This window comes from Paenibacillus cellulosilyticus (assembly GCF_003182255.1).
Classification (GTDB): domain Bacteria; phylum Bacillota; class Bacilli; order Paenibacillales; family Paenibacillaceae; genus Paenibacillus_T; species Paenibacillus_T cellulosilyticus.
Genome location: NZ_QGTQ01000001.1, coordinates 14,429 through 34,064, shown reverse-complemented (window position 1 = coordinate 34,064; position 19,636 = coordinate 14,429). Strand labels below are relative to the sequence as shown.

Genomic DNA, 19,636 nt, shown 5'->3' with positions numbered 1-19,636 from the left:
GGAATATCGTTACAGATGTCGAAAATATGTAAGGTTGGTGTTCAGCCCGACAGCATAACGCGTTTACATTCAACAACGAGGAGGATGATCGTGTGGATGCAGCGTTGCAATGGCTGCGATTAATTGGAGATGGTGTGCTGCATGCGTTGGCACAGCCTTATTATTATATAGCTGTTATCATTATTGGTTTTTTATATATGCGTGGTACATGGATTGAACGGCGATTATTCAGTGTTCGGCTGCATGTATGGCCTATTCTGCTGATTAGAACGATTGTCGCGGGACTTGCAGTAGGCGTGGTGTTGTCCGGCATATCCGTGCTGATAGGAGCCCAGCTCACGGCTGAAGCTGCGATGTGGCTGTGGGGAACAGCAGCGATACTGGCGCTGCTGCGTTTGCGTTATTTATGCTTTGCGTATGCGGCTGGGGTACTCGGCATTCTGCAATGGCTGAATACGTTCGTCCATCTGGAGGACGGCTCAGGCTGGATTAATGAGCGGGCGGCTTCGCTTGCTGCGATCGATATGCCAGCTGTGCTGCTGCTCGTTGCTCTGCTGCATGGTGCAGAGGCGCTGCTTGTTCGACGGCAGGGCACGAAGTTCGCGACCCCGATGTTTATGGAGGGCAAACGCGGCAAGCTGATTGGCGCCTACCAGCTGCAGGGCTACTGGGCAGTGCCGCTGCTGCTGCTCGTGCCGACTGGCTCAGATGGTGCGGCGCTGGATTGGACACCGCTGCTGCCGCTGCTAAGCGGCGAGCATGCGTCATCCGGGAGCTGGTCATTCACGGCGCTGCCGATGGTTATTGGCTTCACCGAGTGGACGCGCTCGCAGCTGCCGGAGAACAAGGCACGCCTAGCGGCGAAATCGCTGCTCTGGTACAGCGCAGCGGTAGCGGTTGCTGCATTAGCTGCAGCGTGGCTGCCGTCACTGCTGCCAGTTGCCGCGATTGCTGCACTGCTGCTGCATGAACTGCTTATTTGGTCCAGTGCGAAGCGGGAATCGGAAGGCACGCCGCTGTTCGTCCATGACCAGCGTGGACTGATGGTGCTTGGTGTAGTACCGGGTACACCGGCAGCGCAGATGGGGCTGCAAAGCGGCGAAATTTTGCACAAGGTGAACGGGGTTCGCGTTCGAACGAAGGAAGAGCTGTACGAGGCGCTTCACCGGAATTCGGCGTTCTGTAAGCTGGAGGTGCTCAATCGCGAAGGCGAACAGCGCTTCGTCCAGCGGTCGCGTTATGCCGGCGAGCATCATCAGCTCGGCGTCATCCTAGCGCCGGACGACAAAGCGGATTTCTATGCAGAGCCGTCACCAGGCTCGTTCATTGCTTTGCTATGGCGCAGCCGCGCCACGAAGCGAAGAGAACTGAACTATGGCAGCGGCAGCCTCGCAGCCCGCGAACAAGCCGCAGCTCTCGCACTTCCAGCAGCCTCGGAAGTGGTAGTAGAAAGCTTGCCGGAAGGCGGTACGGGTGACACTTCCGCAGACCGTGTCTCGGATGAGACGTTATCTGCAAAAACTGAAGCTGAACCTTCAACACCGCTCCGCCGCTCGAAACGATAGTAGCGTTATGATCCTCAGTTTATAGTTCACGCTACATTTCTCCATATAAACCCGAGAAACGTCCATACTAAAATTCATACGAGAATGCCATAATGAACACATTATAGGCATTCTTTTTTTGTTGTTTTCTACCCACCTAAATCCTCCCTGCTAGGGAGGACCCCATGGGACTCCCGTCCCCTGGACCCCGGAAGGGGGAACCTAGGAAGGACAGAGTCGCATTCTCGTACACTTGGGTGGAGAGAATCGCATGCCCCTTTGGGGCAAAGCTTACTTGTTGTGCTATAAAACTTATAACGTCCGTTAATGATGTCAAATGGAAGTCCATATTGCAATCTCAAGGAGGAGCATGATTATGTCAGTTCAATACGATGCATCTAAACAGCTGTTCCATCTGCAGACGAATAAGACAAGCTACGCTTTCGAACTAATCGAGGATGTATACCCATCCCATGTTTATTGGGGTCGCCGCGTTCGCGGCAACCAGCTTCACACGCTCGTCGAGCGCCAAGAGCGCGCATCGTTCAGTCCGAACCCCGTGCCGGGCCGGAATGAAATTTCGTTCGATACGCTGCCGCATGAATACCCAAGCTACGGCAGCTCTGATTTCCGTACGCCGGCGTTCGAAGCGCAGTATGCGAACGGTACAACCGTATCGGACCTTCGATACGAATTCCATGAGATTGTGCAAGGCAAGCCAGCACTTCCGGGATTGCCGGCTACTTATACAGAAGCCGACGATGAGGCGGTGACACTCCTCATTAAGCTGCGCGACAGTCTGACAGGACTCGTTGTCACGTTGTCCTACTCCGTCTATGAAGCGCTTGATGCGATTACTCGCTCGGTCTCGTTTGCGAACGAAGGCGAAGAGACGGTACAGCTGCGCCGCGCGTTGTCGATGAGCGTAGACTTCCAGCATGACCGCTATGACATGCTGCAGCTGTCGGGTTCCTGGTCGCGTGAACGCGATGTGTTCCGCCGCCCGCTACGTCCAGGCATGCAGTCGATCGAGAGCCGTCGCGGCTCTAGCAGCCATAACCAGAACCCGTTCATCGCATTGCTCGAACACGGTGCAACCGAGGATCATGGCGATGTATACGGCGTTAGCTTCGTCTATAGCGGCAACTTCCTGGCAGGCGTCGAAGTCGATCAGTTCCGTACGTCCCGTCTGTTCATGGGGATCAACCCGTTCGATTTCGGCTGGCGGCTGGAAGCGGGAGAGACGTTCCAAGCACCAGAAGTTGTACTGGCGTATTCACCAGAGGGTCTGGGCGGCATGTCCCGTATTTATCATGAGCTGTACCGCACGCGCTTGTGCCGCGGCACGTACCGTGACGAGGTTCGTCCGGTGCTCGTGAACAACTGGGAAGGTACGTATTTCAACTTTAATGCAGATAAGCTTGAAGCGATTGCGAAGGTCGGCAGCGAGCTTGGCATGGAGCTGTTCGTGCTCGACGACGGCTGGTTCGGCAAGCGTGACAGCGATAACTCGTCGCTCGGCGACTGGTTCGTGGACAAACGCAAGCTGCCAGGTGGTCTTGAGGACATTGCCGAGCGCATCAATAAGCTAGGCATGCAGTTCGGCTTATGGTTCGAACCAGAGATGATCTCGCCAGACAGCGAGCTGTATCGTGCACATCCAGACTGGTGCCTGCATGTGCCGGGCCGTCATCGGACAACGGGACGTTCGCAGCTTATTCTGGATATGAGCCGTCCGGATGTTCAGCAATATCTGATCGATACGATTTCCGGTGTGCTCAGCAGCGCGCCGATCGAATATGTGAAGTGGGACATGAACCGCAACATGTCGGAGATTGGTTCGGCCTTGCTGCCGGCTGATCGCCAACGCGAGACGGCGCACCGTTATATGCTCGGCTTGTACAACGTGCTGGAGCAGATTACGTCGAAGTTCCCGCAGGTGCTGTTCGAGAGCTGCTCCGGCGGCGGCGGCCGCTTCGATCCAGGCATGCTTTACTACATGCCGCAAACATGGACGAGTGACAACACCGATGCGATTTCCCGTTTGCGCATTCAATACGGGACGAGCATCGTCTATCCAATCAGCGCGATGGGCGCGCACATCTCCGAAGTGCCGAACCATCAGGTTGGCCGTATCACGTCGCTGGAGACGCGCGGCAATGTCGCGATGTCGGGCAACTTTGGTTATGAGCTTGATTTGACGAAATTCACGGATGAAGAGAAGGCGGTCGTTACGGACCAAATCGCTTTGTACAAAGAGCTCCGCTCCCTCGTTCAGCAAGGTGATTTCTACCGTCTGCTCAGTCCGTTTGAAGGCAATGAGACATCTTGGATGTTCGTCTCCAAGGATAAGCGCGAAGTGATGGCCGTTTATGTGCAGGTGCTCAACGAGCCGCATCAGCCGCTTGGCCGCTTCAAGCTGAGAGGGCTTGATCCAGCGCTCAATTACAGACTGCTCGGCACGGACCGTGTGTATGGCGGCGATGAGCTGATGTATGCTGGTATTGCTGCACCTCGCTTCCATCATGATTTCGGCAGTGCCTTGCTCCGCTTCGTGGCAGAGTAATTGTCTTCTATACAGCTGCAAATAAGAACCGCTCTGCTATCGTCTTTTTGGCGATGCGGGAGCGGTTTTTGCTTTTGCATCATTTGTTCGCTAATTTGTCACACTGTCTAATATTGACATCGGATCGGTTATTGCTATATAGTTCAATAGTGAAACTATTCGATAATAAAACCATTCGACAGTCGAACAAACTATCGTATGGTTCTACACATAGTGAAAGGAGAGTGGAAAGATGGACACAGAACAACTATCTAAGCTGATTGATCGATACCTCGAAGCTTCCTTCACGGTTAACCGCAGATTGAGTGCGCTGACCCGCGATCTGCTGCCTGATGAGCTGACGCTGGATCAGAGCTTCGCGCTTCGTTATTTGCGAGAGAACGGCTGTACGACCTCATCGGAGCTTGCGGAAGTATTTTGTGTGGGCAAAAGCTCGATCACAGCGATTGTCACCCGACTGTCCGATAAGAAGCTGATTGAGCGAGTTCCTGACGAGAAGGATCGACGTGTCACTTACCTGAAAGCAACTTCGGAAGGCGAGCGGTTGACGCGGCAGTTCGATAGCAGGCTGGAGGAGCTGCTGTGCCAGTATTTGAGCCATTTTACCGATGACGAGGCTTTTGGTTTTATCGAGCTATATGAGAGGCTTGCTGCTGCACTCGTTCAAGCACGGGAGCGATCAGAGTCAGAAGAAGGATAGATACAGAGAAAGGCGGGGATAGGAGAATGAGAACGGTATTACGGTTCAAATGGCTGGTGCTTGTGCTGTGGCTTGCCGTTGCGGCTGGGCTAATGTTGTCCGCACCGAACATGGAGGATCTTGTACGGGATAAAGGGCAGATTAGCGTGCCTGACGGCTACTCCTCCTCTGAGGCCTCTAAGCTGCTGAGCAGCTTGGAAGGGCAGGATGGGGAAGGGAAGACCGACTCGACGGTCGTCGTATTCCATCGTGAAGGCGGATTGACGGACGAGGATCTGTCGCAGGCGCAGCAGGCGCTTCAGAAGCTGACCGACAACGGTGAGCAGTATGGCGTTACGCAGGTCACGACACATTTTCAGACGAAGGAATTAGAAAGTCAGCTTGTCTCGAAGGATAAGGCGACGGTCATCGCGCTTGTGAAGGTGAAGGAGGAGGGACGCCTTCCGAAGGAAATGAGCGATTCGCTTAACGAGGCGCTTTCTGATGTGAAGGTTGATCATTACTTAACGGGTGGCTGGGTCATCGGTGAGGACGTCGTTCAGAGCTCTCAGGAAGGATTGAAGAAAACGGAGCTTATTACGGTGGGCTTCATTCTCGTCATTCTGTTCCTCGTGTTCCGCTCGGCGATTGCACCGCTTGTACCGCTGCTGGCTGTCGGCTTCAGCTATCTGACGTCGCAGTCGGTTGTCGCATACCTCGTCAAATATATGGATTTCCCATTGTCGAACTTTACGCAGATCTTCATGGTCGCGGTACTGTTCGGCATAGGAACGGACTACTGCATCCTGTTGATTAGTCGGTATAAAGAGGAACTGATTCGTCTTGGTGACCGGGACGAAGCAATTGTCGAGACATACCGCACAGCGGGCCGCACGGTGCTGTTCTCGGGCTTGGCCGTGTTCGTTGGCTTCGCTTCGATCGGCTTCTCGACATTCGTGTTGTATCGCTCGGCAGTTGCAGTGGCAGTCGGCGTAGCGGTTATGCTGATTGCGTTGTTCACGCTCGTACCCTTCTTCCTCTCCGTATTCGGGAATGCGTTGTTCTGGCCGGCTAGAGGATCGCTGGAGCACAAGGAGAGCAAGCTGTGGGGGGCAGTTGGTTCGTTTTCGTTGAAACGCCCGCTATGGGCGCTCGTCATACTCCTCGTGTTGATCGTTCCTGCGCTTACGGCGTACAAGGGCTCGATCTCGTTCAACTCGCTTGATGAGATTGGTGAGAAATATGATTCGGTCAAAGCGTTCAACCTTGTCGCAGACGGCTTTGGTCCAGGTGAGACGCTGCCAACAACGGTTGTTGTGCAGTCGGATACGCCTATGGGGGACACGAATGGGCTCGCGGTTGTCGAGCAGGTAAGCCGTGCGCTTGCGCAAGTGCCAGGGGTCGGTACGGTTCGTAGTGCAACGAGGCCGACAGGCGAGGCGCCGGAAGACTTCCTCGTATCGGATCAAGTAGGAACACTGCAGGATGGTCTTGGCAAAAGCGGTGAAGGTCTGACGACGATAGGCGATGGTCTATCGGATGCGAGCAAGCAGCTTAGCGACAATGCGCCAAAGCTGAAAGAAGCAGCAGACGGTGCTGGTAAGCTAACGGACGGTACACTGGCACTGAAAGCAGGTATTAACGAGCTGTCCGCAGGGCTCACACGTATTCAACAAGGAATGAAAGACGGCTCGACTGGCGCCAAAGATCTGCAAGCTGGTCTCGAGCAGGTTCGCCAGAACGCTCAGAAGCTGGCGGATGCAGCGAATCAGCTGGAGAGCAGTTACAGTCAGTTAGGCGACGGTGTGACGCAGCTTTCTACTGGCTACATTGGGATTGCATCTGAGCAGGCGAAGCTGGCATCCGGGCTTGCTGATGTCGACTCCGATCTGAGTGGTTTGACCGACCAGTATCCAGAGCTCGCGAATGATGCGGCTTATCAAAAGGCGCTTGGCGCCGTTCGTAAGCTGCAAACCGACGCGGATCAGTTGAGCACGCAGACGAAGCAGCTTAATGGTCAGCTAGCTGGCTTGTCGCAAGGACTGGACGCTGCGAATGCCGGCTTGAAGCAGGCAGCCGATGGTCAGCAGGCGCTGGTACAAGGGCTGCAATCGCTCATCACAGGCATTGCGAAGCTGCAGGTCGGACTGGATCAGGCAGCGCAAGGACAGGGCGCTGTCATCTCGAAACTGCCAGAGATGCAGACGGGACTCGATCAGCTGGCTAACGGCCAGAAGCAGTTGGCAAGCGGCTTCTCGGAGCTGAACGGCCAATTGACGCAGCTGACGGATGGTCTCGATCAGAGTGTTGACGGCTTGAAGCAGGTAACGGACGGATTGGGTTCGGCTGAAGGATATTTGACAGAGTTGTCGTCCTCCCCGAACAAAGGGCTGACGGGCTGGTTCATTCCGGAGCAGGCTTCGCAGAATGAACAGTTCGAACAAGCGGTTGACGTCTATATGTCGCCGGATCGCCGCACGGTGAAGTTCGATGTTATTTTTGACGGCAATCCGTATGAGCTGGAAACGATGAATCAGATCGATGCGCTCAAATCGGCTGTCGCACGTGGTCTGCAAGGTACATCGTTCGAGTCGGCTCACTATGAAGTGGGCGGCGTTACGAGCTACAACCATGATTTGAACGGTATTTCCGATGAGGACTATTCGAAGACTGTCATGTTCATGTTGATCGGTATCGGAATCGTATTGATTCTTCTGTTCCGTTCGATCGTCATGCCGCTGTACTTGATCGCTTCGCTGATGGTGACGTTCTATACGGCAATGGCAGTAACGGAAATCATATTTGTACGCTGGCTGGGCTATACGGGCGTTAGCTGGGCCGTGCCATTCTTCGGCTTCGTTATGCTCGTGGCGCTTGGCATCGACTACAGTATTTTCTTGATGGATCGATTCAAGGAGTATCGTCATCTGCCGCCAACAGAGGCAATTCTAGAGGCAATGAAACGGATGGGGACGGTCATCATGTCCGCAGCGGTTATTCTGGGCGGCACGTTCGCGGCGATGCTACCGTCGGGGGTTATGTCGCTGCTTCAGATCGCAACCATTGTTCTATGTGGACTGTTCATGTATGCACTCATTATGCTGCCGTTGTTCATTCCGGTCATGGTTCGGATGTTCGGCGAAGCAAACTATTGGCCGTTCATGCGTCGTTCGGATGCAGATGCAGGTCATTCGAATCTTCCGGGAACATCTGTGGAAGGGCGTCAGGGTCCGCGTCAAGGTAGTCATGGCACAGGGCGGGCACAGGATTCGACGGTATAATAAGGGAAGTAGTTCTCCGAATATCAATCAAGCGCGTGCTGCATAAGGCACGCGCTTTTATTACCACATAAGAATTGGTATTTTCGGGTCTCTCGAAAATACCAATTCTTATTGGCGATAAAACCAACATCTAAACGCGGTCGCTCATCTTCGAAAGGCCTCGATAGAGGTTTTCTCATGCCGTTCGATTCGCCCGTATGCGCACATTCAAATTGCAACCGCATATGGAAAACGATATAATGAATGGGAACACACATTCGAGTGCCCGTTCGCTAACTATAGCGATACCATACATTTTATAAGCAAAAAAAGCAGGGAGGTGGACCGATACGCATGGAATTTGCAGAACGATCGAATAAGTCCTTCAAGCTGATGTCGGGCTATACGCCACAGGGCGATCAGCCGGAGGCAATCCGTCAGCTGGTGGAGGGAGTAGAGAACGGCGAGCGGTTTCAGACGCTGCTTGGTGCGACCGGTACAGGTAAGACGTTTACGATTGCCAATGCGATCGCGAAGCTGAATCGGCCGACGCTTGTCATCGCGCATAACAAGACGCTGGCGGCGCAGCTGTGCAGCGAATTTCAAGAGTTTTTCCCGGAGAATGCCGTATCGTATTTCGTCAGCTACTACGACTACTTCCAGCCGGAAGCGTACATTCCGTCGACGGATACGTATATCGAGAAAGATTCGAGCATTAACGATGAGATCGATAAGCTTCGTCACTCGGCGACAAGCTCGCTATTCGAACGGCGCGACGTTATTATCGTGGCCAGCGTGTCCTGCATCTACGGCCTCGGTTCGCCTTCTGAGTACGGCAGCCTTGTGCTGTCGCTGCGCGTCGGTATGGAGAAGTCACGCGATGCGATTCTGCATAAGCTGGTCGATATTCAATATCAGCGCAACGACATTAACTTCATCCGTGGTACATTCCGCGTACGCGGCGATGTTGTCGAGATTTTCCCAGTAGCCAACAATGAACGTGCCATTCGGGTTGAGCTGTTCGGCGACGAGATCGAGCGGATTACCGAGATTGACGTACTGACGGGTGAGATAGTTGGTACACGCGATCATATCGCGATCTTCCCGGCTTCTCACTTCGTAACGCAGGAAGAGACGATGAAGCGGGCGCTCGTCAACATTGAGCGTGAGCTGGAGGAACGGCTGGAGGAGCTGCGCTCGCAGAACAAGCTGCTCGAAGCGCAGCGGCTGGAGCAGCGGACGCGCTACGATATCGAGATGATGCAGGAGATGGGCTTCTGCTCCGGCATCGAGAACTACTCGGGACCGCTAACGTTCCGCGAACGCGGCGCAACGCCGTATACGCTGATGGATTATTTTCCCGATGATATGTTAATCGTTATTGATGAGTCTCATGTGACGCTGCCTCAGATCCGAGCGATGTACAACGGGGACCGCGCGCGTAAAGAAGTGCTCGTTGATCACGGCTTCCGTCTGCCATCAGCGCTGGACAATCGGCCGCTTCGGTTCGAGGAGTTTGAGGAGAAGGCGGGTCAGATGATTTATGTCTCGGCAACGCCGGGCCCTTATGAGCTTGAGCATTGTCCAGAGATGGTACAGCAAATTATCCGTCCAACGGGTCTTATCGATCCTGTGATCGAAGTGCGTCCAACGAAAGGACAGATCGATGATCTGCTCGGCGAGATTCGGGAACGGATTGCGAAGGATGAGCGCGTGCTCGTCACGACGCTGACGAAGAAGATGGCGGAGGACTTAACGGATTACTTCAAGGACGTTGGCATTAAGGTGCGCTATATGCACTCGGATATTAAGACGCTGGAGCGAATGCAGATTTTGCGTGATTTGCGTCTGGGTGCATTCCATGTGCTCGTCGGCATCAACCTGCTGCGGGAAGGTCTGGATTTGCCAGAGGTGACGTTAGTCGCTATTCTCGATGCAGATAAGGAAGGCTTCCTGCGGTCGGAACGCTCGCTCATTCAGACGATCGGCCGGGCGGCGCGTAACGCAGACGGACGCGTTATTATGTACGGCGACAAGATTACCGACTCTATGGATAAGGCGATCAAAGAGACGGAACGCCGTCGTACCATTCAGCTCGCTTACAACGAGAAGCACGGTATTACGCCGCAGACGATACGCAAGAAGATACATGATGTTATCGAAGCGACGAAGGTCGCGGAGCAGAAGGCAGATTACTTGACCGGCACAGGTGCCGGAGGCAAGCTGTCGAAGAAAGAGCGTCAGTCGGTTATTCAGCGCCTAGAGGCCGAGATGAAAGACGCAGCGAAGAATCTCCAGTTCGAGCGTGCCGCGGAGCTGCGTGATGCGCTGCTGGAGCTGCGTGCGGAAGGCGACTGATTTTGGATAGATATAATGGGTAGGACGACGTACGGTTATCTAGAGGGGAATAGAAGGGTGGAGCAGCAGTGGCCAGCGATCGCATAGTAATTAAGGGGGCGAGAGCCCACAATTTGAAAAATATCGACGTGACGATTCCGCGCGACAAATTCGTCGTGCTTACAGGCCTTAGCGGCTCGGGCAAATCATCGCTTGCGTTCGATACGATCTACGCGGAAGGACAGCGGCGGTACGTCGAGTCGCTGTCTGCTTACGCGCGGCAGTTTCTTGGTCAGATGGAGAAGCCGGACGTCGATTCCATCGACGGCTTGTCGCCGGCTATCTCAATCGACCAGAAGACGACGAGCCGCAACCCGCGCTCGACGGTAGGTACAGTAACGGAGATTTACGATTATTTGCGGCTTCTGTTCGCACGAGTCGGCAAGCCTCACTGCCCAGAGCATGGCATTGAGATTACGTCGCAGACGGTCGAGCAGATGGTCGACCGCATTATGGAATATCCAGAACGGACGCGTCTGCAGATTCTCGCGCCGATCGTCTCCGGCCGCAAGGGCGAGCATACGAAGCTGCTGCAGGACGTGCAGAAGCAGGGCTTTGTGCGCGTACGGATTGACGGCGAGATTCGCGAGCTCGGCGGCGAAGAGATCGTGCTCGAGAAGAACAAGAAGCACTCCATCGAAGTTGTGGTCGACCGGATCGTCGTGAAGTCCGACGTGCAAACGCGCTTGGCCGATTCGCTTGAGACGGCGCTTAAGCTGGCAGAAGGCAAAGTTATCGTCGATGTGATGGAGAAGGAAGAGCTCATGTTCAGCTCGAATCTGGCTTGCCCGGAATGCGGCTTTAGCATCGATGAGCTTGCCCCGCGTATGTTCTCTTTCAACAGTCCGTTCGGTGCGTGCCCAGAGTGTGATGGTCTCGGTGCGAAGATGATTGTCGATCCAGACCTGCTCGTGACGGATCCGTCCAAGTCGATCGAAGATGGCGCGTTCGAGGCATGGGCCGGCAGTACGTCGAACTATTATCCGCAGTTCCTGGCAGCGGTGTGCCAGCATTACGGCATTTCGCGCACTGTTCCGGTTAGCGAGCTGACGTCCGAGCAGATGAAGAAGCTGTTGTACGGAACGGGCGGCGAGCTCGTGAAGTTCAAATATGAGAATGATTTCGGTCATCGGAAGGAAGCGCTCGTTGCGTTCGAAGGCATCGTTCATAACCTGGAACGCCGCTACCGGGATACCGCTTCCGAGGCGATGCGCGAAATCATCGAAGGCTATATGGCTGCGAAGCCATGCAGCAGCTGCAAGGGCGACCGCCTTCGCAAGGAAAGCTTGGCTGTCACGGTTGATCATAAGAACATCGCCTACGTGACGTCACTCTCGATTGGCGAGGCGCAGCGTTTCTTCGAAGAAGTAAGTCTAAGCGAGAAGGATTTGACGATCGCGAACCTGATCCTGAAAGAAATTAATGGCCGGCTTGGCTTCCTGGTGAACGTCGGCCTTCAATATTTGTCGCTCAGCCGTGCAGCAGGCACGCTGTCTGGCGGCGAGGCGCAGCGTATCCGGCTTGCGACGCAGATCGGATCGAGCTTGATGGGCGTCCTGTACATTCTCGACGAACCGAGTATCGGCTTGCATCAGCGCGACAACGACCGACTCATTCAGACGTTGGAGCATATGCGCGACCTCGGCAATACGTTGATCGTCGTTGAGCATGACGAGGATACGATGATGGCGGCGGACTACATTATCGATATTGGTCCAGGTGCTGGTATCCATGGTGGTCAAGTCATGTCGCAAGGTACACCGGCTGAAGTAATGGCGGATGAGAACTCGCTTACAGGTGCTTACTTGAGCGGCAGGAAGTTTATCGAGGTGCCATTGGAGCGCCGTGCTACAACCGACAAGTGGCTCGAGATTCGAGGAGCGAAGGAGAACAACCTGCGCAACCTGAATGTGAAGATTCCGCTTGGCGTCTTCACGGCTGTAACAGGCGTGTCGGGCTCGGGTAAGTCGACGCTCGTTAACGAAATTTTGTACAAGACGCTTGCTCGTGACTTGAATCGGGCGAAGGTACGTCCAGGTGAGCATAAGGAGATCCGCGGCTTGGAGAATGTCGAGAAAGTCATCGATATCGACCAATCGCCGATCGGACGTACGCCGCGCTCGAACCCAGCGACTTATACAGGCGTATTCGACGATATTCGCGATGTATTCGCCAACACGAACGAAGCGAAGGTGCGCGGCTACAAGAAGGGTCGCTTCAGCTTTAACGTGAAGGGCGGACGATGTGAAGCTTGCCGTGGCGACGGTATTATCAAGATCGAGATGCACTTCCTGCCGGACGTCTATGTGCCATGCGAAGTGTGCAAAGGCAAACGATACAACCGCGAGACGCTCGAAGTGAAGTACAAAGGGCTGAACATTGCCGAAGTGCTAGAGCTGACGATTGAGGATGCAGTGGAGTTCTTCCGCAACATTCCGCGTATTCATCGTAAGATGCAGACGTTGTTCGATGTAGGTCTAGGCTATATGCGGCTCGGTCAGGCTGCAACGACGTTGTCCGGTGGTGAAGCACAGCGCGTGAAGCTGGCAGCCGAGCTGTACCGCCGCAGCACGGGCAAGACGATGTACATTCTTGACGAGCCAACGACAGGTCTGCACGTTGATGACATCGACCGTCTGCTGCAGGTGCTGCATCGCTTGGTTGACAGCGGGGAGTCGGTGCTCGTTATCGAGCACAATCTCGACGTCATCAAGACGGCTGACTATTTGATCGACCTCGGTCCGGAGGGCGGCAATGGCGGCGGTACGATCGTTGCAGCCGGTGCGCCGGAGGCGCTTGTGAAGGTGGAGGGTTCGTACACCGGCAAGTATCTCAAGCCCGTTCTGGAGCGCGATCGCGAACGGACGGTCAAACGCCGTGAGACGGAACAATCGGTAGCTGCAGGTGCAGCGGATTAAGTTAAAGTAGTATGAGCGAGAGCTAATCAGACAGCAGCTTATGAAGCGGCAGTCTGATTGGCTATTCTTTTTGCTGACAGTCAGATTCTATAACTAAGGTTGTATATAAGTGTAAATTTAGTTCCCTCTTAATGATGACGATTTCGGAATCGAATGCGCTTATGCTTGTTGCAACGAACAATAGAGGTGATGAGTTGTGGATATTCATGAGACGGGCATCTCAGATCACAGAACCCGACGGTTCTTCGGTTCAATGTACGTCATTTTGATGCTGCGGTGGAAGAGTTATCCCGAAGAGGCGTTGAGGTGAAGGTTAGACAATTCTATTGGGGAACAATCGGTGTCATCATCGATCCCGAGGGAAATCGGATTGAACTGAAGGACTGACGCCTACTGATTCCACCTCCGCATCTGCTGGAAGTGCATCAGCTATGCTCGGATTGTCCATACGAGTTGGGGAGTGCGCTCATATGCTGTCATCAGAGGACTCGGAGGAGCAGGAGAGGTGGAGGATGGGAGAGGCTAAGCGAACGATCAGACGGAATGAAAAACGCCGTCGTAATCGCAATCGCATTCGGATGATGGGCTATCAACGATGGCTTCAATCGGTACGAGGCAATCTGGCAACTTTCTATATGACATATCCGAACAACTCGCAGTGGAATGCACGCTCGTTCACAGGGGTTATTGTGTCTACCGGGAAGGATCATGTTGTGATTCAAGATGAAGCCACCGGTCGTACCGAGATGCTGCTGTATCGCAATCTCGACTACGTGACGATTGATTTGATTTTCTAGCCTGAAAAGGGGCTATTCTCTAGTGGAACGGCCCTGTACATACACGGATTTTGTTGCGAATAGGTCGGTACACTGAATGATTTTTCATCAGGAGATAACAATAATGTTAGAATGGGTCGAAATAACAATGGTTAACTTATATCCAATTGAGGTAAAATGTTGACAAACTTGTTACGGATTTCGGTCGGGACTTGCATCACTGGTCGTCAGCCGCTAACATAGGAATATGATAGGTGACGTGTGACGAAAAGGAGGTCATCCCATGTATCTTGCAGAAGAGGCGGCAACAGCTGCAGCGTCGACGAGCAACATTAATGCGTTCGACTGGTTCATGCTTGCATTCACGATTCTAATTGCAATCGGATTCGTAAGGTTGTTGATGGCAAGACCAAAGAAGAACGTTTTTGCAATCGGATTCGCATTCGTTTCGCTGGCTGTTTTTCTGTTTTCTGACTACGTCATGATTACGGAGAGCTGGATGAAATAAGACCAGCCCGGTCTACATAAGTAACAAACAAAAAGACCTCAAATTTCATAAGTGAAATTTGAGGTCTTTTTGCTTTATTAACTCATGCACTTCTCACGCAACCATAAGCTTGCCCACGCGACTCCAAGCACGTTGTAGATAATACGCATCTTAGTCCCGCAATAAATCATGAGCTTTCCACGCACAACCATAAGCTTGCCCAGAGGGCACGCGACTCCTACCACTAAAGTACGCGATCACGTCTCTGTCTATCCCACGACCCCTTCCGGGGTCCAGGGGACGGCAGTCCCCTGGGGTCCTCCCTAGCAGGGGGGATTTAGGTGGGTAGAACTCCTGATTTAGGCGGGTAGAAATCTTGAAGTAAACTGTTTTAAAACAGGGGCCGTAGGGGTTTCGCCCCTACACCCACCACATCTCGCCCAGCGGCTCACGAATAAGCACCTGCTGAAGATTCTGAACGGCTTTCGAGAAGCCTTCGTCAATCGACATGAGTCCGTCTTCATGCTCAATGCTGACCACATAGTCATAACCAACGAGGCGAAGCTCGCTGATAATGTCTGCCCACGTTTTCAGGTCATGGCCGAAGCCAACTGTACGGAACTGCCATGCGCGGTCCAGCATATTCGTGTATGGCTGCATGTCCGTAATACCATGCGCGTTAACGTTGATCGGATCGATCGACGTATCTTTCGCGTGGAAGTGGTGGATCGCGCCAGCGCGGCCGAGAATGCGAACCGCTTGTACCGGATCAATGCCTTGCCACCACATATGGCTAGGGTCAAGGTTAGCACCGATCGATTTGCCAGCCGCATCACGTAGACGCAGCAGTGTCGAAGGGCTGTGAACAGAGAAACCGCCATGAAGCTCGAGACCAATTTTGACATTAGCTGCTTCTGCCAGGCTGCCAATCTCGGACCAGTACGGGATAACTTTCTCTTCCCACTGCCACTTCAGAATATCTTGATAATCGTTAGGCCAAGGTGCAACTGGCCAGTTTGGATATTTAGCACCCTCATGGTCGCCAGGGCAGCCGGAGAATGTATTGACGACTGGCACTTCTAGTCGGTTAGCGAGCTCAATCGTTTTGCGAATGACAGCGTCATCCGGTTCAGCCAGCGCTTTCTGTGGGTGGAGAGGATTCGCATGACAGCTCAGTGCGCTGATCATCAGACCGCGAGATTCGATCGCATGTTTGAAGTCACGAAGCTTTCCGGCATCAGCGAGCAGAGTGTCAGGATCGCAATGAGCGTTACCTGGATAACCGCCTGTTCCAAGCTCTACAGCATCAAGGCCTTTAGAAGCGATATAGTCGAGTGCTTCCTCCAGCGGTTTGCCTCCGAACAATACAGTGAATACGCCAAGTTTCATGTAAGTACAGCCTCCCGATATTTGGATTTATGTAGATTCATATGTCATACGTACAACTGGCCCCATTATATCATGCCCCAAAGTAAGGAAGTAGCCTGTCTAATGCTGCATTTCTCTCCGTTTTAGCCATAAATTAAAGCGTTTTCATATTTAAGAGGAAAGTTTGTGACGTTGCGCCTACATTTGTCGAATTATGGAATTGAAAACGCTCGTTTTCCACCTATTCTTTAATATATATTTAATTGTCAAAATAGTCCTAGTTATAGTAGAGTTATATGGTAGAAAATAGGAGCGAAAGTAGAGAGCGAGAGGGGAAAAACTTGATGAAAAAAGCGGTGCTGCGGATCGCTTTTGCAAGCTTCGCAGCGTTGCTCTTCGTAGCGGGCAGCGCGTGGGCAGCGGGAAGCAATTCATCTAGCAACACAATTTCGTTAGATGCCAAAATGATTAACGGTGAGGTATACGTTAAAGCAAGTGCAGTGACGAATGCGCTGGGAGGTACAGGGACTTATGACGCGAAGAGCGGCAAATATGCCTATACGCCAGCAAATCAAATCCCGGATGTTGTGAAGAAAGTATCACCTTCAGTTGTGGGCATTATTGGCAAAGTGAAGGGCTATGACAATCGGTATGCGCTTGCACACGGTACAGGCTTCGTCTGGAAAGCAGATGGACAAATCGTAACGAATGCTCATGTTGTGAAAGATTTGACAAGCATTGTCGTCGTTACGGCAGACGGCAAACAATTCAATGGCAAGACGCTGTATATCGATGAAACAAGTGACATTGCAGTAGTTAAAGTTAACGCGACAGGAATGCAGCCTGTAACATTCGCACCGATTCCACTTACGATTCAAGCTGGCGAGCAGGTTGTTGCAATCGGTACGCCGGTATCGTTCTCGCTTCGGAATACAGCGACAAGCGGTATTCTTAGCGGCATGAATCGGTCTGTTTCGTCCTACTACAAGCTCTTGCAGACAGATGCGGCGATCAATCCGGGCAACAGCGGCGGACCGCTTGTGAATATGAAAGGCCAAGTTATTGGCATCAACTCGATGAAATTCGTCAGTGATGATGTGGATAATCTCGGTTTCTCCATTCCAGTGGACACCGTGCAATATGTCCTCAGTCATTTTACCAAGTACGGTAAAGTAAATCGCGCGTCACTTGGTGTAGAGCTGGAGGAAAGCTGGTCAGCAATCGTTGGATTACCGACAGATGAGCCGCTTACGATTACGAAGGTAACGAGCGATGCTGCGAAGAATGCCGGAATTCAGAACGGAGATCAGCTTTATGCGGTGGCAGGAACCCAAGTGTCTTCGATTGTCGAAGTGAACGAGCTGTTGAAATCATACTTACCCGATCAGTCCATCGAGATTACGTTACTATCCGACGGTGATATCGTCACGAAGAAGATCAAGCTTAGCGCATGGACCCAGAAGTAAATTGAATTCATTAATGAGTGTGTGTTCAAAAGGGTCGGTTTTCAGCACCGAGAAGCTTGGATGAAGCAGGGAATGAGGATCGGAGCGTAGTGATGTGCTACGTGAGAACCGGAAGTCTCTGATTCATTCAAGAATCGATGCCGAATACGCTTCCTGCGATGCTTCGTGATCAAAAGCGGACTTTTTGAACAACCTCTATAAGGAGATACCTATCTATGACCAAACGTTTGCTAGTTATTATGACTGCACTTTGCATGCTGCTCGCATGCTTCCCTATTGCAGCAAGTGCTGCTGCGGGGGATTCGGTCGTCATTAAGCTGACGATCGGCAGCCCTACCGTTAACATCAACGGAGTAGATTCGAAGATTCAACCACCAGTGAAAGAGAATGGCACGACGCTTGTTCCACTTAGCGTTATTACGAAAGCGTTTGGCGCTAAGCTGAACCTTGAGAAGAACAAGATCATTACGCTCAAATATAACAGTACGGTTGTCGTTCTGACGATCGGCAGCAAGGAAGTTAAGGTTAACGGTGTAGTGACGAAGCTTACGACTGCACCGAAGATCGTAAACAGTGTGACCCTCGTGCCAGTGCGTGTCATTGCGCAAGCATTCGGAGCAACAGTTGTACCAAGCGGCAACCTCATTACGATTACGGGCAAAGTTGCAGGTGACGCCGCTTCCACGAATACAGGCGGCACGTCCGGTATCGATACGGATGCAGGCAAGACGAAGGTAGGCGACAGCTATTATGGCTGGAGCATGAACTATCCGACGGACCTGTCGCTTTCTTATCAGAGCGATAATGGCGATTGGACGGTATGGTCTGACGGTTCCAACAATCCGACGGTTGTCGTTGGTATCGAAGATGAAGAAGACACGCTGACGAAGGAAGAGCTTCGCGACCAAATCCAAACGTACTTTGGCGACAATGAGCTGGTTATGGAGAAGAAGACGATCTCCGTAGGCGGCGTGTCCTATGAGAAAATGGTAACGAAGAGCCGTGACGGCTGGTTCTTCGAGTATCGTGGCATTCAGAAGGACAAGCGAGTTTTCGTCGTAATGTCTGGTGTTAAAGCAACTTCACGTGATGCGTTGAACAAGTATCAGGACTTGCTTGACAGCTTTACGCTCTCATTCGACAAATCTGATCGTTCTTTGAAAGATGTGACGAAGGTTGTAAATGGTTTCATTACCGTTCATGATGAAGATTATGGCATTGAAGTGAAGCTTCCGGTCAACTGGCATCGTGATACAGAATCGTCGACACCACTCTTCTTTAATGTTGATGAAGGATTAATCGACTTTGCGATCAAGTCGACCGTCGATAACGAAACAGCCGAGCAATGGCGTGCAAAAGAACGCGCGAAGCTGGAGAAGCAATTTGCAAGTGACTACATTCGTAACTTCGAGGAATCGACGATAACGTTGAAGAACGGTCAAGGACAAGTGCTGAAGTACGAATATACGTGGGACAAGAAAAATTGGATTACGGAATATGATGTTTTCCTAATTGCGGGTGACCATAAATATAGTGTAAGTTTCTATTTGATTAAGGCTGATTCGCTGAAGACCAAATTGATGTTTACTCAGATCATAAACTCGCTGTCAATCGATACGAAGTACGTGGACAGCAACTTCAGCGAGATAGAAGAAGCTACGGATCTAGAAGGTCAAGTCTTGAAGAAATCAAGCAACAAGTATAGTTATTCGATCGAACTGCCTGCAACGTGGACAGCGGATGAGAAAGATTTCGAGTCCAGTCTTGTATCCTACTATACGGATCATGGAACATTTTTCTTGAACGTTATTGAAGATGCAACCGCACTTGAATATAACAAGGCACTTGCAAGCTATTTGAATACCGATGAAGATGCGGTAGCTGCAGGAGCTGAAATCTCACAAAATGTGATGGTGAACATTAACGGCAGTATGTTCCAACGTATCGATGTCGTCTATCCAAAAGCTTCTCAACCGTTGAAGTCTTCCGTCTATATGATTGAGAGGAATAACCGACTGTATGTCCTTCAATTTACGGTAAGTCAGGCGAATGATTCGGCAGGTTACCAAGAAGAAGTAACGAAGGTGCTGGAGTCGCTGAAGTTCAACTAATCTAGTAGAGATGCATACTTTAATAGAAGATTTGCTCACCAATAGCGCTGTCCCAACTCCAAGT

General features: G+C 52.1%; 11 protein-coding genes and 1 pseudogene. 11 read left to right on the top strand and 1 reads right to left on the bottom strand.

Going from position 1 to position 19,636, the window contains the following annotated elements; translation table 11 throughout:
• Nucleotides 1-92: 92 nt before the first annotated feature.
• From DFQ01_RS00110 to DFQ01_RS00070, 9 genes and pseudogenes are all read left to right on the top strand, one after another.
• Nucleotides 93-1,565, top strand: a complete 1,473-nt coding sequence (locus DFQ01_RS00110; RefSeq protein ID WP_110041848.1) for a PDZ domain-containing protein — start codon at nucleotides 93-95, stop codon at nucleotides 1,563-1,565.
• Nucleotides 1,566-1,920: 355 nt separating this feature from the next.
• Complete coding sequence (locus DFQ01_RS00100; protein WP_110041846.1) at nucleotides 1,921-4,110, top strand: alpha-galactosidase; 2,190 nt, start codon at nucleotides 1,921-1,923, stop codon at nucleotides 4,108-4,110.
• A gap of 232 nt (nucleotides 4,111-4,342) precedes the next feature.
• Nucleotides 4,343-4,810: a MarR family winged helix-turn-helix transcriptional regulator gene (locus DFQ01_RS00095; RefSeq protein ID WP_110041845.1), complete on the top strand. Its 468-nt coding sequence runs from the start codon at nucleotides 4,343-4,345 to the stop codon at nucleotides 4,808-4,810.
• Nucleotides 4,811-4,836: 26 nt separating this feature from the next.
• Entirely contained in the window at nucleotides 4,837-8,070 is a 3,234-nt protein-coding gene (locus tag DFQ01_RS00090) for an MMPL family transporter (protein WP_110041844.1), read from the top strand.
• 333 nt (nucleotides 8,071-8,403) lie between these two features.
• On the top strand, nucleotides 8,404-10,407 hold the full coding sequence (gene uvrB, locus DFQ01_RS00085) for an excinuclease ABC subunit UvrB (protein WP_110041843.1): 2,004 nt from the start codon (nucleotides 8,404-8,406) through the stop codon (nucleotides 10,405-10,407).
• 68 nt (nucleotides 10,408-10,475) lie between these two features.
• Nucleotides 10,476-13,364, top strand: a complete 2,889-nt coding sequence (uvrA, locus tag DFQ01_RS00080) for an excinuclease ABC subunit UvrA (RefSeq protein WP_110041842.1) — start codon at nucleotides 10,476-10,478, stop codon at nucleotides 13,362-13,364.
• 255 nt (nucleotides 13,365-13,619) lie between these two features.
• Nucleotides 13,620-13,751 (top strand): annotated as a pseudogene (locus DFQ01_RS32055) (VOC family protein); the annotation flags it as partial.
• A gap of 83 nt (nucleotides 13,752-13,834) precedes the next feature.
• The gene (locus DFQ01_RS00075) at nucleotides 13,835-14,161 is read left to right on the top strand and encodes a spore coat protein GerQ (protein ID WP_245946460.1); all 327 of its coding nucleotides are present in this window, start codon (nucleotides 13,835-13,837) and stop codon (nucleotides 14,159-14,161) included.
• Between the two features lie 262 nt (nucleotides 14,162-14,423).
• Complete coding sequence (locus DFQ01_RS00070) at nucleotides 14,424-14,648, top strand: hypothetical protein (protein WP_110041840.1); 225 nt, start codon at nucleotides 14,424-14,426, stop codon at nucleotides 14,646-14,648.
• Between the two features lie 399 nt (nucleotides 14,649-15,047).
• On the opposite strand, the gene DFQ01_RS00065 is transcribed toward DFQ01_RS00070, so the two are convergent.
• Nucleotides 15,048-16,016 (bottom strand): sugar phosphate isomerase/epimerase family protein, encoded by a 969-nt coding sequence (locus DFQ01_RS00065; protein WP_110041839.1) that lies wholly within the window; start codon nucleotides 16,014-16,016, stop codon nucleotides 15,048-15,050.
• Nucleotides 16,017-16,339: 323 nt separating this feature from the next.
• Here DFQ01_RS00065 and DFQ01_RS00060 point away from each other — a divergent pair, with 323 nt between their 5' ends.
• Together DFQ01_RS00060 and DFQ01_RS00055 are read left to right on the top strand one after the other, a co-directional pair.
• The gene (locus tag DFQ01_RS00060) at nucleotides 16,340-17,461 is read left to right on the top strand and encodes a S1C family serine protease (protein WP_110041838.1); all 1,122 of its coding nucleotides are present in this window, start codon (nucleotides 16,340-16,342) and stop codon (nucleotides 17,459-17,461) included.
• A gap of 215 nt (nucleotides 17,462-17,676) precedes the next feature.
• A complete protein-coding gene (locus tag DFQ01_RS00055) occupies nucleotides 17,677-19,572 on the top strand; it encodes a stalk domain-containing protein (protein WP_110041837.1) in 1,896 nt (631 codons plus the stop codon).
• The last annotated feature ends 64 nt before the right edge of the window (nucleotides 19,573-19,636 follow it).

Coding starts and splice junctions, on each gene's coding strand:
- DFQ01_RS00060 (WP_110041838.1), top strand. CDS start 16,340: ATGAAAAAAGCGGTGCTGCGGATCGCTTTTGCAAGCTTCGCAGCGTTG.
- DFQ01_RS00095 (WP_110041845.1), top strand. CDS start 4,343: ATGGACACAGAACAACTATCTAAGCTGATTGATCGATACCTCGAAGCT.
- DFQ01_RS00070 (WP_110041840.1), top strand. CDS start 14,424: ATGTATCTTGCAGAAGAGGCGGCAACAGCTGCAGCGTCGACGAGCAAC.
- DFQ01_RS00075 (WP_245946460.1), top strand. CDS start 13,835: ATGCTGTCATCAGAGGACTCGGAGGAGCAGGAGAGGTGGAGGATGGGA.
- DFQ01_RS00100 (WP_110041846.1), top strand. CDS start 1,921: ATGTCAGTTCAATACGATGCATCTAAACAGCTGTTCCATCTGCAGACG.
- DFQ01_RS00055 (WP_110041837.1), top strand. CDS start 17,677: ATGACCAAACGTTTGCTAGTTATTATGACTGCACTTTGCATGCTGCTC.
- DFQ01_RS00065 (WP_110041839.1), bottom strand. CDS start 16,016: ATGAAACTTGGCGTATTCACTGTATTGTTCGGAGGCAAACCGCTGGAG.
- DFQ01_RS00090 (WP_110041844.1), top strand. CDS start 4,837: ATGAGAACGGTATTACGGTTCAAATGGCTGGTGCTTGTGCTGTGGCTT.
- uvrB (WP_110041843.1), top strand. CDS start 8,404: ATGGAATTTGCAGAACGATCGAATAAGTCCTTCAAGCTGATGTCGGGC.